We start from the raw sequence: 15533 nt of genomic DNA, 5'->3' as shown, positions 1-15533 counted from the left end.
GGCAAATACGGCAGCCATGGCATCGTGATCCATCCCCAGACCGACGCTCAGAAGGTGGTAAGCCTCGGCAATGACCTGCATATCGCCATACTCGATGCCGTTGTGGACCATTTTGACGTAGTGACCGGCGCCGTCTGACCCCACCCAATCGCAGGTCGGGGTTCCATCGCTGACTTTGGCAGCCACCGACTGGAATAGTTCCTTGATGTGTGGCCAAGCTGCCGCAGAGCCTCCCGGCATCATCGAGGGACCGGTCCTGGCACCCTCTTCGCCCCCCGAGACCCCCATCCCTACGTAGAGCAGGCCGGCAGCTTCGACCTCGGCGGTGCGGCGGATGGTGTCCTGGAAGTTCGAGTTACCGCCGTCGATGATGATGTCACCCGGTTCCAAAAGGGGGATCAACGTTTGGATCAGTTCGTCAACGGGGTCGCCGGCTTTGATCATCAACATAACGCGCCGTGGCTTCGTGAGATGGCCGACCAGGTCTGCGGTGGTGTGAGCCCCGATGATGGCCGTGCCTGCCGCCGGGCCGGCCAGGAACTCGTCGATCTTCGAAGTTGTTCGGTTGGACACCACGACGGTGTAACCGCTGTCGTTCATGTTGAGAACGAGATTCTGCCCCATCACGGCGAGGCCGATCAGGCCGATGTCAGCAGTTGGTTCCACAGTGCTCCTTGGTGAATTCCTTGTCATAGCGTACCCGTCTATTCTCTGTTCTCTATGAACGCGCTCGGCATCGACATCGGCGGATCAGGCATCAAGGGGGCCCCGGTGAATACCTCCATCGGTGCGCTGCTGGCGGATCGGCGCCGGATCGACACTCCCCAACCCTCCACCCCCGATGCGGTTGTTGCCACGGCCGCCGCCATTGTCCGGTTCTTCTCGTGGGAAGGTCCGGTCGGGGTGGCCGTCCCGTCGGTCGTTCAAGGTGGCATTGCGAAAACTGCGGCGAACGTGGACCCCCAATGGATCGGGGCACCCGGCGAAGAGTTGCTCTCGGCTGCCATCGGCCGGCCGGTGGCGCTTTTGAATGACGCCGATGCGGCCGGGCTGGCCGAGGTCCGGTTCGGGGCGGGGCGCGGTCAGGCGGGGGTGGTCCTGATGGTGACGTTTGGAACCGGGATCGGGTCGGGGCTGTTCGTGGACGGCAAACTGGTACCGAACACGGAACTAGGCCATCTTGAAATGCACGGGATGGATGCCGAGCACTACGCCGCCGGCCGCATTCAAGAAGAGGACGGCATGTCGTACGAGGATTGGGGCGACCGGGTGAACGAGTACCTCAATTACGTTCACAGATTGTTCTGGCCGGATCTCATCATTGCCGGAGGCGGCATTTCCAAGGAATGGGACGCATGGTCCGGGCGTCTCTCCGTTCCAACCCGGGTGGTGCCTGCCGAGCTGCGTAATGATGCCGGGATCGTGGGTGCCGCCGTGGCAGCCATCTCGGGATAGTTCAGAACGGCTCGCCGCCAATCCGTTAGACAGCGAATTCTCGAAATCGGTTCATCCTGGTCGTGTGTATTCGGGCTCGCACGACGGTCCCTTCCTCGCCGTGGTCGGTACTCAGGACAGTGCCGTCCCGGTAGATGGCGGCCACGACGTCGGCCCGGTCATAGGGGATCGACAGCTTGACATCTTCATACTGATCGGCCAGGCGTTTGGCGATCGTGTGGCCGAGATCCCCGACGCCTTCGCCGGTGAGGGCCGAAACAAAGGCTGCGTCAGGAAAGACCCGGTGGAGGCGTCCGATCGCCACGGGGTCGGCAAGGTCGATCTTGTTGAATACCAGCTGTTCCTCGATTTCGGCGGCACCGATCTCGACAAGTACCTCACGAACCGCGGCGATCTGCGATTCGGCTCCCGGATCGGAACCATCAACGATGTGCAGCATCATCGTGGCGTCGTTGATCTCCTCGAGCGTTGATCGGAAAGCCTCCACCAGCATGTGGGGGAGCCGACGCACAAACCCCACAGTATCGGAGAGAAGGATGTCGTCGCCGGACGGTAGGTGAGCTTTGCGGACGGTCGAACCGAGAGTCGAGAAGAGGCGATCTTCGGTGAGTACTCCGGCGTCGGTTATCTGGTTGAGCAAGGTCGATTTGCCGGCATTCGTGTATCCCACCAGAGCTACCAGGGGGATGTTCGAGGATCGGCGGGCCTTGCGCTGGGTGTTGCGCGAACTGCTGAGACCTTTGATCTCGTTTTCCAATCTGGCAACCCGGGAGTAAATACGCCGCCGATCGGTCTCAAGGCGTGTTTCACCAGGACCGCGCGAGCCGATCCCACCGAGTCCGAATCCCTGGCGGCTCAATTCGGTGCCCTTGCCGCGCAGCCTCGGCAGGTGATACCGCAACAAGGCGAGCTCGACCTGGAGCATGCCTTCTTTCGACGTGGCGTGCTGGGCGAAGATGTCGAGGATCACGGCGACGCGGTCGACGACATCACATTGAAATATCTTCGAGAGGTTGCGTTGCTGAACCGGAGTCAGGTCGTTGTCGAACACAACAACGTCGATGTCGAGTGCTTTCGTGACAGCTGCCAGCTCTTCGGCCTGACCTTTCCCGATGAATCGGGCCGGGTCGGGTCGATCGCGCTTGAGCAGCTCGGCGTCCACCGGGTCGGACCCGGCAGTCTGGGTGAGTAGTGATAATTCCTCAAGCGAGCGTTTGGCGTCGTCGAGCGAGTCGCCATACAGCAGCACACCAACCAGAAACGCCTTCTGGACCTCGACTTCGAGATCGGTGACGGTGGCCGTGAGTCGCCGGCGCTGCCTACCTTCGTATGTCATGAGCATTCCAAGTAGATGGGGACGCGACGGTACCCGGCTCGGGGGAGTCGTGCCGGCGAATATCGCTAGAGATAGTTGCCCGTGTCGTCGTTGGAATTGCCATCCGTGGTCGCCTGTTCGGCGATGATCTGAGATTCGCGGACGGCCACAACCAGTTCTCCCGACTCCGGAAGAAGGAACCGCCAGGCGCCGGTCGGCACAGCCCAAAACTGGTGACCGGACATGATGTCCATGAGTGCCAGAGCATCATTGTTGTTCTCGGATGTGATGGGGACGAGCAACCCGGAACGGGTCGACTCTTCCTTGGCCCGACCTACTCTCCAGCCGGACATGACTGTGAACTTGCTCATGAACTTTCTTTGTTCGGTTCTCGATTGGCGGAGGCGGACGGGAATCGAACCCGCCGGGGACCTTTCGATCCCCCATCGGTTTTGAAGACCGTGGGACCCACCAGGCGTCCAGTCGCCTCCAGGCGGCAGGCTAGTACCAAACCTGTGCACTGCGTTCGGGTGACGCTACCGTTGCGGTTACGTCAGTCGTTTCAAGGGACTCAATGACCGCATCGTTTGGACAACTCGTCAAAGAGCATCGCATCGAGATGGGCCTGACCCAGCAACAGTTGGCTGACCTGGTCGGTCGGAGCCCGTCGACGATCCGATCCTGGGAACGTGATCGGGCTACGCCCAACGATCGTGCCGTTCTTGAATCGGTGGCATCCGCGCTCGGCATAGACGGCTCGTTGCTGGCCGGGTTGGCGGGAGTGGCGCCTCTGGAGACACCTGACATGGCCGATGAACTGGACGGGCCGGATGACCTGGCGGCCGCCGGTCTGACCGATGGCCCATCTCCGGAAGAGTTGCCTCCGGTTGTGGAACCCACCTGGAGACCGTCTTTTCCAATGCCGCTGGTCGAGGATCCCGATCGCCTTGATGCTGATCTTGCGTCGTTCAAGACCCCGGGACCGGCGAAAGCGGCTGAACCGAGGTCCTACCTGCTTGAAAACGATCGGCGTCCGGAAACTCTCCGGGTTGGACCGGAAAAGCCAATCCAAAGCGAACTTCGCGAGAGCTGGCAGTTCGAGAGGGAGCAACCGGTCGATGATGAGCCGGATCCCGAGGCTCCACCTCTCCAGACGGAGTCAGAGCTCGAATTTGAGTTAGATGCCGATATGCCAGATGGCCAAACGCACTTGATCGGTGTCGATGCCGAAGTCGAGCTACCGGGCCTGGACGATGAACCAGACGATGGTCCGATCGATGAGGCGGACGATGTACCGGACGATGAGGCAGGGGAACCAACCCAGATTCTGATGTCGACGCCGGCCGAGGAAGAACGTTTGCTGGGCGTGGCCACGGCTACCGACGTCGAGTTCGTCGCAGAACCGCGTCCCCGGCCTGTTATTGAGCCCGAATCGCTTGAACCCGAGCCAACCGAACTCATCGATCGGACGGCTGTCGTCGAATCGCCCGGCGTTGTAAAGACCGTTCCTGCAATGCAGCCGACGACACCGGTTCCGGCCGTTGGGCGTCCGGCGCCTCTTGCCCAACCACGGACCCAGACCCTGGAACAAGCAAGACCGATTGGCCCGGATTCGTACCTGGAAGATCCGAAGGAGATCCGGGGATACCGCATTCGGGCAGCTCTCACCACCGCGACGCTCATTGCCCTGCTTTTGACCGCCCGATGGGCCTGGGCCGGGTTCCGGGAACAGCTGACCGGGATCCTGGATACCCTGACGACCGGGTTCTAGCGGTGTTTTGACCGGCTCCGGTCGGGGTCGGCATTAGTAGCCAAGAGGCCCCCGCAGCTGCGAGAGCCTCTGTGCTTCCTCCCGATTTTCCCCAGACTTACCGTTCCCACACCCTCCCTGGAAGGCGCCGGTTCGGAAACCGTGGCTGCATTTCTTTTGCCGTTATATCGTGGCGCACTTAACGACGACTTAACGGCCCATTCAGAGAGGCCGATTCAGATTGATTGCACGAGCAGCATGGCTCCGGCGATTCCAGACACCACGATGATGCTGGTCCGAAGACGGGGTCCCGATACCCGGTTGCGGATTCGTGACGAAGCGGTGAAGCCAGCGAGCAATGGCAGAAGAAGATAGGCAGCGATCTGCAGGTCGAGCATCGTTGTCCGGCCGGTCACGGTGAGGGCGATGATGCTGAGGCTTTGACCGACCGTGAAGATGGTCGACAGCGTGGCCCGGGTGACGGGACCTTCCGTCCCGGAAAACAAAAGTGCCAGTGGAGGTCCTCCGATACCCGAAACCACCCCGCTTGTGCCGCTGACCACCCCGACTACCAACTCGGTTGATCGGGAGCGATGGATGGACCATCCCGCGCCCAGCAGGATTGCGGCGGCAACGACGACTGCGCCAATCACAATGCTCCCGGTTCTTTCGGTCATCAGACCGAGCAGCCAGGCGCCCAGGAAGGCTCCTGTGGCCCGGCCGGCCAGGACCCAGCGCACGCCGCGAAAGTCGATCGACGGGCGCTCACGAATGGCCATGGAGATTGCAAGAGCGATGCCGAGCATGATCTGCGGGATCGGCGTGAGGACCGGATCGAGGAGCGTCAGCAGTGGCACGCTCAGCGCCGAAAGGCCGAATCCGATGGTCCCCTGGACGGCCGCCGCCAGAAACATGATGGCGGCCGCGATCAGCATGAGGGATAGGTCGGGCATCTCCGCTCTCGGTAGGCAGGCGGCAGTTTGGCACGAACAAGAAAATCCTTCTCATTGGCGAGTGTTTTGTGGTTGACTGTGCGTACCAGAGAAAGGAGGTGGTCCTAGTTGGGTAATTCTTATTGGACTCTGGAGGTGGCCGAGCGTTAGCGCGACGGCCAAGTCGCGACTGCGACTTCCACTCGGACCACCGAGGTTCTCGGTTCGCATGATGGTCCACATGCGACCCTCAACATGAGGGAAGAACCGTTTACTTTGAAGATGTGCGGAAGCCCGAATGGGCTTCCGCACATCCAGTTAACGACGAGGTGTTCAATCTGGCCGGCGGAAGGGGCCGGCGCGGGTTGAAAATTGCTCTGTCGGCATCACTAGAGTTCCTTGTCTGATGCAAGCACCGGTAGGCGATATCACCCTCGAATATGACACGTTCGGCTCTCCTGATGATCCGACCATTCTGCTCGTGATGGGATTGTCCACGCAGATGATCGCCTGGCAGCCGGGGTTCTGTCAGATGTTCGTCGATCGTGGTTTTCACGTCGTCCGGTTCGATAACCGCGACATAGGGTTGAGCACGAAACACCATGGCGTGGCCTCGGGGATTATCGGGCTGCCATCGGCGTTGAAACTCCGGCTGTCCGGCAAAGCGCCCTATCACTTGTCCGATCTTGCCAACGATGCAGTTGGACTGCTTGATCATCTTGGAGTCGCCAAAGCGCACGTGGTAGGAGCCTCGATGGGCGGCATGATCGTCCAGCAGATGGCGATCAGCCGGCCCGATCGTTTGCTCTCGATGACCTCGATCATGTCGACGACCGGATCGCCGTTTGTGGGGCATGCCAAGCTTGAGGCGATCCGGATGATGTTCCGACCGGAGTCAACCGATCGCCAGGCGGCGGTAGAGGCAACTGTCGAAGTGCGGAGGATCACCAGTCCTCACTATTTCAACCCGGTCGAAGCCCGCAAATGGGCTGAGCTGTCGTTTGATCGTTCGCATTATCCGGAGGGAGGCGGCCGGCAACTCGCCGCCATCTTCGCCTCGGGGAACCGGACCAGGGCGCTCCACTCGGTGAGGGTTCCGACCCTGGTAATCCATGGGGAGGCAGACCCCCTTGTCAACATCTCAGGCGGTCGGGCCACCGCCAGAGCGATCCCGGGAGCGATGTTCAAATCGTATGCGACGATGGGCCATGACCTTCCCGAGCCACTCTGGCCGGAGCTTGTCAACGACATCGTGACCCACGCCGAACGCGCAGTTCGACCCAGTTCGCCGACCGCCTCCTAGAACGCCCCGAACCCTGGGTTCAACCCAGGGTTCCAGCACCCGGAAATGGGCGCGGGGACCCCAGGTTGGAGCTGAGGAAGTTACGGACCGGCGATATCGGCGACGATCGCATCGAGAGCACCGATGATGGAGTCCGGGGCAAGCGACACCTGAAGACCGCGCCTTCCAGCTGATACGTAGACGACATCCAAGTCTGTGATCGTGGCATCGATCACCGTCACGAGTCGTCTCTTCTGGCCAAAGGGTGAAATACCTCCGACCACATATCCGGTGGCCCGCTCCGCGTCTGCGGGATCGGCCATGGCGGCCTTTTTGCCTCGGACCGCCTTGGCGAGGGCCTTTAAGTTGAGGGTGCCCGAAACCGGGACGATTCCGACAGTTAGCTTGCCATCGACAGAAGCCACCAGGGTTTTGAAGACGGTATCCGGGCTGACGCCGATCTCGTTGGCCACTGCTTCGCCGTAACTTCGGCCCAGGTCGTCGCCGACGTGGACCTCGTACTGATGAAGCTGGTAGGCCACTCCAAGCCGGTCGAGTTCCGTTGTGGCGGGGGTCGATGACATACCGACATTGTCGCGCACCGACTGGCTCGTTGTTGCCTCCGGCGAGGCGGGGATCCCTCCCGATCGTACTTGGGGCTGGAGCGCCCGAAAACGGGCGTACGAACCCAGGGTTCAACCCGGGGTTCGCAGGTTCGGGTGGGGAATGCTTTTGTGGTGGCTACGGTTGGCAATCGTATGAGTGAAACCGGCGAGCTGATTTATGTGGTTGACCCGATGTGTTCTTGGTGTTGGGGTTTCGCCCCCGCCTTCCGAGCCGTCATTGATCATCACCCCGAACTTGTCGTAAACGTTGTGGCCGGTGGGCTTCGGCCAGGGGAGGCGGCCGAGCCGCTCAACGATGGAATGCGTCAGATGCTTGCTCACCATTGGCAGCAGGTCGAGGAGGCCACCGGTCAAGCGTTTGACCCGGCCGGTCTCGAACGAGACGATTGGGTCTACGACACCGAACTCGCCGATATCGCATTGGTCACGATGCGGAACCTCAAACCCGACCGAATCGTCGAGTGGGCGCACCACCTCCATGAAGCGTTCTACGCCAAGGCGATCGACCTGACTGACCCGACCGTTTACCCAGCGCTCGTGGCCGGGTTTGATGTCGATCCCGACGTCTTCATGGCCGCGCTCCTCTCGCCGGAGATGAAGACGGCGACTTGGGGCGACTTCAGTCTTGCCAGGCAACTGGGAGCATCAGGATTCCCGACCGTGCTGGGCGTTCGTGACGGTAAGGCGATGACGTTGACCCGCGGGTACACCAACGCAGAAACCTTCGACCAAATCATCCATCGTTGGATCGAACTGACCGTGCCCGACGTCGAACCCGGTGCCGTTTGTTCGCTCGACGGAGTCTGCTGAACCGGACTACGGGATCAGCAGCGTTTTGCCCGTCGTTGCCCTGGCATGCAAGGCGCGGTGGGCATCGGCGGCCTGTTCGAGGGGCCAGGTTTGGCCAATCCGAACCTGCAGGTCGCCTGAGTTGATCCAACCGAAAATATCATTCGCTCTGCTGAGCAACTCTTCGCGTTTGGCGATGTAACTGAACAATGTCGGGCGGGTGGCGAAGAGCGAACCGTTCTGAGCCAGCACCTGCAGGTCCAGCGGTGGTACCGGACCCGACGCCGCCCCGAATAGGGCCATGAGACCACGTGGTCTGAGAAGGCGAAGCCCGTCGTCGAAGGTGGTCTTGCCAACTCCGTCGTACACAACGTCGAGCGGTCGAGGGCCGGCGATCTCTTCGATGGCGTCGGCGAAGTTGACCTCGTCGTAGCGGATCACATGATCTGCGCCGGCTGCCGATGCCAGTTGTGCCTTTTCGGCGGACGACACCGTGGTGAAGACCTCGGCACCAATGAGTTTGGCCATTTGGATGACGAGCAGTCCGACTCCGCCGGCTCCGGCGTGGATGAGGCAGCGGCTCTCTGGCTTGAGCGCGTACGTGTCCCTGACGAGATAGTGGGCCGTCATGCCCTGGAGCGGGATGGCGGCGGCTGTTTCCATCTCAATGCCGTCGGGAACCGGGACAAGCACTGAAGCGTCGGCGGCTACGGCATCGGCGTATGAGCCGAGGGCTCCGGTCCAGGCCACCCGGTCGCCCACCGAGAACCCGGTGACGTCGTCGGCCAACTCGACAATGGTGCCCGATCCTTCGAGGCCAGGGGTCATGGGGAAGTTCATCGGGTACAAGGCAATCCGATGGTACGTGTCGATGTAGTTCAGGCCGGCGGCGGCGATTTCCACAACGGCCTGGCCCGGCCCGGGAGTCGGATCATCAACGGTCGTGTACTCGAGTACTTCAGGCCCGCCCGGGGCGGAAATCACGATGGCTTTCATTACGTACCTTTCTGAACCGTCCACCCGCGGCGAATCAATTCTTCCGCCAGCGCTTCATCCATGTAACGCTCAAGTTCGGGTCCCCAAACTATCTGTTCTACTTCGCTCGTGTGGTCGAGCACCTCGATAACCCGATCCCGAAGCGTTCGGGCCCACGCCTTGCCTTTGGCAGTTGCGTGCAGCGATAGGGTCCCGTCGCCGTTGGCCCGGTAGACATGGGCTTCGATCTGGGGATGGTCGGCCCGGCCCTTTTCGCCGTAAATAAGCAATACGGCACCGAGCGGAACGTCCTGGATGCCCCCGGTCGCAACGAAGTCTCCCTCGAATGCCCAGCCCCCTTGCTTGGATGGATCGACAAAGTCGACGACCTTCGCCCAGTTCTTGCGGCGCTCGTCTCCAAGTAATGGCACTTCGACGCCGATCATTATTTGCGGTGTATCCATAGGTTCATCGTAGGCATGCAGTTATCGTGGTTCCAGATGGCTGTTCAACTGTTTGTGACTTGTCTGGTCAATTCCTTCTTTCCGGAAGTGGGTGAGGCTACCGTCGACCTCCTCGAGTCGGCCGGTGAAACTGTCGAATTTCCCGCTGATCAGACCTGTTGTGGCCAGCCGGCGTACAACGTCGGGTTGCGTGATGACGCCAGAAGGATGGCAGCTCACACGCTCGACATCCTCGACGCCACGGACGGTCCTATCGTTCTGCCGTCGGGGTCATGCACCGATATGATCGTGCATCACATCCCGGAACTTATGGCCGGCGATCCCCGCCGGGCGGCTCAGGCCGAACGGGTGGCAGGGCGAACCAGGGAGCTGTCGCAGTTCCTGGTCGACGACCTCGGCCTTGAGACCGTGGGTCCGGGCTGCGGGGACTGTTCGGTGGCCTATCACCCTTCGTGTCACGGGCTTCGCAATTTGAATCTGCGAACGCAGGCCGAGTCGCTGCTCGATCGCGCCGAGGGCGTACAACGAGTCGAACTCCCCGACGCAGAAAACTGCTGCGGGTTCGGTGGCTTGTTCTCAGTTGAGATGCCCGAGGTCTCGGTAGCCATGATGGAAACCAAGCTCAAGAATGTTGAGGCGAGCGGAGCGGCGGTCCTGGTTGGCGGCGATGTGAGCTGCCTCATGCACCTGGGAGGTGGACTGCATCGCAACGGCTCGGCCGTGACCGTCAAACACTTTGCCGAAATTCTGGCCGGTCGACTCGATAACGCCAATGACGATTGAACCGGTGACGTTCCTCGGGCGGGTCAAACGGGACCGGGAATCGGGCGTCGTCGTACCTGTCAGCGAAGCGGCCAGGCGCATGTCGGCCTATCGGGTGGCCGCCTCCGCCGACTTCCCGCTCATGGAAGAAATGCGGGATCGTGCCAGGGAGGTACGTCTGCACACGCTGGCCAATCTTGACCAGTATCTCGCTCAATTCGCATCACAGGTCGAAGCCAATGGTGGCCAGGTGCACTGGGCGGTCGATGGAGACGAAGCCAATGCCATCATCCGCCAGATCGCCGATGACAGCGATGTGCGAACCGTGGTCAAGTCCAAGTCCATGGTGACCGAGGAGATCGAACTGAATGAGTCCCTCGAAGCGGCCGGGTTGTCCATCGTGGAGACCGATCTCGGAGAGTTCATCGTCCAACTGAGCGGTGACAAGCCGTCACATATCATTGCTCCGGTCCTCCATAAGACCCGGTACGACATCGGGGAACTGTTCGCCGAGAAGCTCGATCGGGGATTCTCAACAGATCCCGCTGAGTTGACTCAAATGGCCAGGGAGCACCTGCGACGCGAGTTTCTAACTGCCGACATGGGAATTTCCGGCTGCAACATGGCAATTGCCGATACCGGTACCGTCGTTCTCGTGACGAATGAGGGGAACGGACGGCTCACCACGACCGCTCCAAGAATCCATGTGACGGTCATGGGCATGGAACGAATCGTTCCGACCTTCGGAGATGCTTCGGCAGTGCTTGAGGTTCTTGCGAGAGCGGGAACCGGTCAGCGTTTGTCCGTGTACACGAACTTCGTGTCCGGGCCGCGCCGGCATGGCGATCCAGATGGGCCCGATGCCTTTCATGTTGTCATTCTCGACAACGGGCGATCACGAACCCTCGGTGGCCAGGAGGCCGAGATTCTTGCCTGCATCCGATGTGGAGCCTGTCTCAACATCTGTCCCGTCTACCGGGAGGTTGGTGGGCATGCCTACGGATTCACGTATCCGGGTCCGATCGGTGCCGTGGTGACACCGGCTCTGAAAGGGCTGGACGAGTGGCACGAACTCCCGTACGCCTCGACGTTGTGCGGGGCATGTGTCGAGGCTTGCCCGGTCCGCATCGACATACCCAAGATGCTGCTCACGCTGCGATCCAGGGCTGCCACCGATGGGCATCTCCCAGGTTGGTTGACGTTCGCGATCGGACGATATGCCACTGCGGCCACTCACCCCCGACAGTTCCGGTTGCTTTTGAAGGCCGGGGGCGTTGTCGGGTCGATGATGGCCAAAGACGGCTGGATCACTAAGGCCCCGTCGTACGGGGCCAACTGGACCGGAGCGAGGGACCTACCCCAGCCGGCCAGGAAACCGTTCCATACTCGTTGGAAGGCCCGACATGGAGCGTAAAGAGTTCCTCGGGCGAGTCCGGCAGGCAATGTCGACGGCTGACCTGCCACCGAGATCGGAAGTGGCCCCTGGTGCCCTGCTCGGTGATCTGCGGATCGGAAATCTCCTTGATCGGTTTGTCGAGCGAGCCACGGACGTCAATTGCGCCGTCAAGGTCATCGACGCGACCGACGCCCTCGACCATGTCGTATCGATCATGGGCGAATATGGCGCTGATGAGTATCTCGGCTGGGCCGATAGTCAGTTGCCCGTCCCCGGGATTGGTGCCGGTCTCATCGCGAACGGGTTTTCGCCGAGACCTTTTGAGGTCCCGTCGGAGGATCGGCTTCACCATCAGAGCGCGTATTACGACCTTCTCGTTGGAATCACCGGGGCCGATGGAGGTCTGGCAGAGTCCGGGTCGATTGTCCTGACCCACGGACCGAACCGTTCACGGATGGCCTCGCTGATCCCTGAGGTGCACGTCGCCTTGCTCCCGGCCTCTCAGATTGTCGAGTCTTTGTCGCACTGGGCGGCTTCCCGACCCGAGTCACTCACGAGATCGGTGAACCTGGTCGTGATTACCGGTCCGTCTCGTACCGGGGACATCGAGATGCACCTGACTCAGGGCGTTCATGGACCCCGCCACGTCCACGTTCTCGTCCTCGAAGATCGATAGAGTCGAATCCGGGGAAGCCACAGGGCGGTCCGGGCTCGGATCTATAGGGTATTGGCCAGTCAGGCGAGATCGTCAGGTGGTGTGAGCTCTTCTTTACCGGGGCATCGGACGTATAGGGTGGCACCTCATGGGATCTTCGAGCCGAATCCGAACCAGAGAACTAGTGGGGATGATGTCGATGGTTATGGCCCTTTCTGCCATGGCGATCGATTTCATGACTCCCGCGTTCGGGGAGATCCGGGTCCATTACCAACTCGGACCCGAGTCCACGGCAGCCGCCCTGATCATCACGTTTTTCTTCCTTGGCGAGGTCGCCCAGGTCATCTACGGGCCGCTGTCGGATCGGTTCGGGCGCCTCCCCGTTTTCCGGTTGGGATTTGCCGTCTATGGCGTCGGATCCCTGGCCTCGGCGTTTGCCCCGACGTTCGGGTTCATGCTGGGTGCTCGGTTCCTGTGGGGGTTGGGAGCGGCCGCCCTCCAGGTGTCGGCCAGCGCCATTATTCGGGACCGGTTTCGGGGTGATGAGATGGCCCGAATCATGTCGATAACCTTCTCGATCTTTCTCATCGTTCCGGTCTTCGCACCGTTGGCCGGAGCAGCTCTTCTGTCGGCAACCTCCTGGCAAATGGTTTTCGCCTTCCCCGCTCTGCTGGCCGTCTTGATGTTTGTCTGGTCGTTTCGGCTTGCCGAAAGTCGGCCTGAGTCCAACATCGTTGCGCTCGAGCTACCGGCCATCGTTCGGGCGGCGCGATTTGTGCTTGGCAATCGAACAACCCGTCGCTACACCGTCGGAGCGATGCTGCTCTTTGCTGCGTTTAGCTCGTTCTTGAGCAGCTTTGAACGGGTGATCGGCGAAATCTTCGGGCGACCTGGCCTGTTTCCGCTCGCGTTTGGTGCGATGACGGCCGTGGCCGCCGCGGTGATGCTCGGCAACGGCCGGCTGGTGAACCACATCGGGGCGAAGCGCTCCTCCCTATGGATGCTGGCTGTCAATCTGGCGGTGGCCGCGGTACTGCTTGCCCTGACTATTCCGGGGGTTCCGCCTCTGGGTGTCACGCTCGGTCTGCTGACTGTCGTATTGGCCGTTAACACCGCCGCCTCGATCGATTTCGGTTCGCTGGCACTCGAACCGATGGGTGAACAAGCCGGCATGGCAGCGGCGTTCTACGGATCGGTTTATGTTGGTGGCGGCGCCTTGGTCGGGTCGTTCATCGACCGCTTACTTGTCGATACCCTGACCCCTTGGGCGGCCGCGCTGTTGTTGAGCGCCGGGGGTGCCCTGTTGCTGGTTCCCGGCCCGCGGTCAGTTCGAGCCGAGCGCCCGATCGAGGTCTGAGCACTGCGCCTTCTGGTTGTGCTCGCCCCAAGCTGTATCAGCCCCAAGTTGCATCAATGGATGTGTCGGTTGTCGTTCGAGAAGGTCACGCCATTCTTGATGTTGCGTCGGTGGCTGAACCAGATTGCTCCCACGAGCAGAGCGGCGATCACACCCAGTGAGTACACCGTGTCCATGTGATACCAGGTCGAGACGGCCATTTTGACGCCGACAAATATCAGGATTCCTCCCAGCGCGTGCGACAGATAATGGAACCGCTGCTTGGCGTTGGCGAGCAGGAAGTACATTGCCCTTAATCCGAGAATGGCGAAGGCGTTGCTGGCGAACACCAGATATGGCTCGTTTGACACGGCAAGAATGGCGGGGACGGAATCGACGGCGAAGATAACATCGGTGACTTCGACCACTACCAGAGCGGCAAACAGTGGCGTGGCGGCTCGCTTGGTGTTTATCCGAGTGAAGAACTTGTGGCCGTCAAACTCGGCACTCACCGGCATCACCCGCTTCAGCAGGCCCAGGCCCCGGCTCGCTTCGGCTTCTCCTTCGTCGGCGCGGTGGCGAATCACTTTGAACCCTGTGAATACCAAGAACACCCCGAATATGAGCAGGATCCACGCGAACCGGCCGATCAGGGCGGTACCCGCGAAGATGAAAATTGCCCTGAGGGCGAGCGCTCCGAAGATCCCCCAGAACAAGACGCGGTGCTGATACTTGAGCGGGATCGACATCGATGTGAAAAGCATCGACCAGACGAACACGTTGTCGACGCTGAGCGACTTCTCAATCAGGTATCCGCTGAGGTATTCGCCGAGGGCGGGTGCGCCGAACGTCAACCCAATGACGCCACCGAACGATAGGCCCAGGGCGACCCAGGCGAGTGACTCTCGAAGTGCCTCTTTGGGGGTTGGTTCGTGGTTGTCCCGGTGGCGGTATAAGTCGACAGCCAACATCAAAAAGATGATCGCCATAAGCGCCACCCAGGCCCCGGGCGAGACGTCGAGCGATACGAATCGTTCGCGGGTTTCTTCAACTGCCATCGTCATGAAGGGGGCTCCGTGTCGTCAATTTGAAGGTGAACTAGTCACCCCAACACCGAAGGTCTCTCCGCCACTCTCGGGCTGACACACCGGACCGAATGGTCGTGCTGACGGCGGGTCACATCGGGATACTCCCCTTCCGGGACGAGTGTAGCGGGCAAGCTGGGCTACCGGGTTGACGAAAACCCCGGTAGGACCTTCCGAGGACCGTTTCGGAGCGTCGACGATCGGCTTCTACGAGGAGCCGAGCGCCCGATCGAGGTCTGAGATCAAGTCGTCGACATGCTCAAGGCCGACGCTCAGCCGAACGAGATCCTCCGGCACCTCAAGAGCAGTGCCGATCACCGACAGGTGGGTCATGGCCGAGGGGATCTCGATGAGTGATTCGACTCCGCCCAGGCTCTCGGCGAGAAAGAACAGCTCGGTGTTCATGCTGACCGACGCAGCCTTTTCCGGCCCGCCTTTCGGGATGAACGAAACCATTCCCCCAAAGCCTTTCATCTGCCTGGCGGCTAGTTCATGGTGCGGGTGCGATGGCAACCCGGGGTAGATAACCCGTTCAACCCGGGGATCGGCGGCGAGGAAACGTGCCACCATCAGCGCATTGAACGAGTGGCGATCCATCCGTACCCCGAGTGTCTTGATACCCCGCAACACCAGGAAGGCGTCAAACGGTCCGGCCACCGGACCGGTGGCGTTCTCAAGGAACTTGAGCCCTTCGAGGACCTCAAGGTCGGC

General features: G+C 61.0%; 16 protein-coding genes, 1 tRNA gene and 1 pseudogene. 8 read left to right on the top strand and 10 right to left on the bottom strand.

Annotation, left to right across the window (positions count from 1 at the left end; all coding sequences use genetic code 11):
- The coding region (locus JJE47_03415; protein MBK5266458.1) for an NADP-dependent phosphogluconate dehydrogenase at window positions 1-666 on the bottom strand (666 nt) is incomplete at its 3' end.
- A 54-nt stretch (window positions 667-720) separates the two neighbouring features.
- Between JJE47_03415 and JJE47_03410 the strand changes: the two genes are divergently transcribed.
- Window positions 721-1455, top strand: coding sequence for an ROK family protein (locus tag JJE47_03410; protein ID MBK5266457.1), 735 nt, complete (start codon window positions 721-723; stop codon window positions 1453-1455).
- Between the two features lie 25 nt (window positions 1456-1480).
- Here JJE47_03410 and hflX read toward each other — a convergent pair whose 3' ends face one another.
- The 3 genes from hflX to JJE47_03395 form a co-directional block, all read right to left on the bottom strand.
- Window positions 1481-2791 carry a GTPase HflX gene (gene hflX, locus JJE47_03405; protein MBK5266456.1) on the bottom strand — a complete coding sequence of 437 codons (1311 nt, stop codon included), beginning with the start codon at window positions 2789-2791 and terminating at the stop codon, window positions 1481-1483.
- Window positions 2792-2856: 65 nt separating this feature from the next.
- On the bottom strand, window positions 2857-3141 hold the full coding sequence (locus JJE47_03400; protein MBK5266455.1) for a hypothetical protein: 285 nt from the start codon (window positions 3139-3141) through the stop codon (window positions 2857-2859).
- 25 nt (window positions 3142-3166) lie between these two features.
- Window positions 3167-3261 (bottom strand) — tRNA-Sec (locus tag JJE47_03395).
- Between the two features lie 83 nt (window positions 3262-3344).
- Between JJE47_03395 and JJE47_03390 the strand changes: the two are divergent.
- Window positions 3345-3467 (top strand): annotated as a pseudogene (locus JJE47_03390) (helix-turn-helix transcriptional regulator).
- A 1289-nt stretch (window positions 3468-4756) separates the two neighbouring features.
- Here the strand turns inward: JJE47_03390 and JJE47_03385 are convergent.
- Window positions 4757-5473, bottom strand: coding sequence for a sulfite exporter TauE/SafE family protein (locus JJE47_03385; GenBank protein MBK5266454.1), 717 nt, complete (start codon window positions 5471-5473; stop codon window positions 4757-4759).
- 385 nt (window positions 5474-5858) lie between these two features.
- On the opposite strand from JJE47_03385, the gene JJE47_03380 reads away from it, so the two are divergent.
- Complete coding sequence (locus JJE47_03380; GenBank protein MBK5266453.1) at window positions 5859-6755, top strand: alpha/beta fold hydrolase; 897 nt, start codon at window positions 5859-5861, stop codon at window positions 6753-6755.
- Window positions 6756-6835: 80 nt separating this feature from the next.
- Here the strand turns inward: JJE47_03380 and ybaK are convergent, their stop codons facing one another.
- Window positions 6836-7318, bottom strand: coding sequence for a Cys-tRNA(Pro) deacylase (gene ybaK / locus JJE47_03375; GenBank protein MBK5266452.1), 483 nt, complete (start codon window positions 7316-7318; stop codon window positions 6836-6838).
- 174 nt (window positions 7319-7492) lie between these two features.
- On the opposite strand from ybaK, the gene JJE47_03370 reads away from it, so the two are divergent.
- Window positions 7493-8170, top strand: a complete 678-nt coding sequence (locus tag JJE47_03370) for a DsbA family protein (GenBank protein ID MBK5266451.1) — start codon at window positions 7493-7495, stop codon at window positions 8168-8170.
- 6 nt (window positions 8171-8176) lie between these two features.
- Here JJE47_03370 and JJE47_03365 read toward each other — a convergent pair whose 3' ends face one another.
- On the bottom strand, window positions 8177-9145 hold the full coding sequence (locus tag JJE47_03365; protein ID MBK5266450.1) for a quinone oxidoreductase: 969 nt from the start codon (window positions 9143-9145) through the stop codon (window positions 8177-8179).
- Window positions 9145-9588: a hypothetical protein gene (locus JJE47_03360; GenBank protein MBK5266449.1), complete on the bottom strand. Its 444-nt coding sequence runs from the start codon at window positions 9586-9588 to the stop codon at window positions 9145-9147. The genes JJE47_03365 and JJE47_03360 overlap by 1 nt, the downstream gene beginning before the upstream one ends.
- A gap of 36 nt (window positions 9589-9624) precedes the next feature.
- Between JJE47_03360 and JJE47_03355 the strand changes: the two genes are divergently transcribed.
- From JJE47_03355 to JJE47_03340, 4 genes are all read left to right on the top strand, one after another.
- A complete protein-coding gene (locus tag JJE47_03355) occupies window positions 9625-10371 on the top strand; it encodes a (Fe-S)-binding protein (GenBank protein MBK5266448.1) in 747 nt (248 codons plus the stop codon).
- On the top strand, window positions 10361-11764 hold the full coding sequence (locus JJE47_03350; protein ID MBK5266447.1) for an iron-sulfur cluster-binding protein: 1404 nt from the start codon (window positions 10361-10363) through the stop codon (window positions 11762-11764). The genes JJE47_03355 and JJE47_03350 overlap by 11 nt, the downstream gene beginning before the upstream one ends.
- Window positions 11754-12422 (top strand): lactate utilization protein C, encoded by a 669-nt coding sequence (locus JJE47_03345; GenBank protein MBK5266446.1) that lies wholly within the window; start codon window positions 11754-11756, stop codon window positions 12420-12422. The genes JJE47_03350 and JJE47_03345 overlap by 11 nt, the downstream gene beginning before the upstream one ends.
- A gap of 127 nt (window positions 12423-12549) precedes the next feature.
- The gene (locus JJE47_03340; GenBank protein ID MBK5266445.1) at window positions 12550-13758 is read left to right on the top strand and encodes an MFS transporter; all 1209 of its coding nucleotides are present in this window, start codon (window positions 12550-12552) and stop codon (window positions 13756-13758) included.
- 53 nt (window positions 13759-13811) lie between these two features.
- On the opposite strand, the gene JJE47_03335 is transcribed toward JJE47_03340, so the two are convergent.
- Window positions 13812-14795: a TerC family protein gene (locus JJE47_03335; protein MBK5266444.1), complete on the bottom strand. Its 984-nt coding sequence runs from the start codon at window positions 14793-14795 to the stop codon at window positions 13812-13814.
- Window positions 14796-15029: 234 nt separating this feature from the next.
- Window positions 15030-15533: PLP-dependent transferase (locus JJE47_03330; GenBank protein ID MBK5266443.1), on the bottom strand; the 504-nt coding region annotated here is incomplete at its 5' end.

The organism is Acidimicrobiia bacterium, from assembly GCA_016650365.1.
GTDB lineage: Bacteria > Actinomycetota > Acidimicrobiia > Spongiisociales > JAENVV01 > JAENVV01.
The sequence above is the reverse complement of the archived record's forward strand: the minus strand, read 5'-3'. Positions and strand labels throughout refer to the sequence as shown.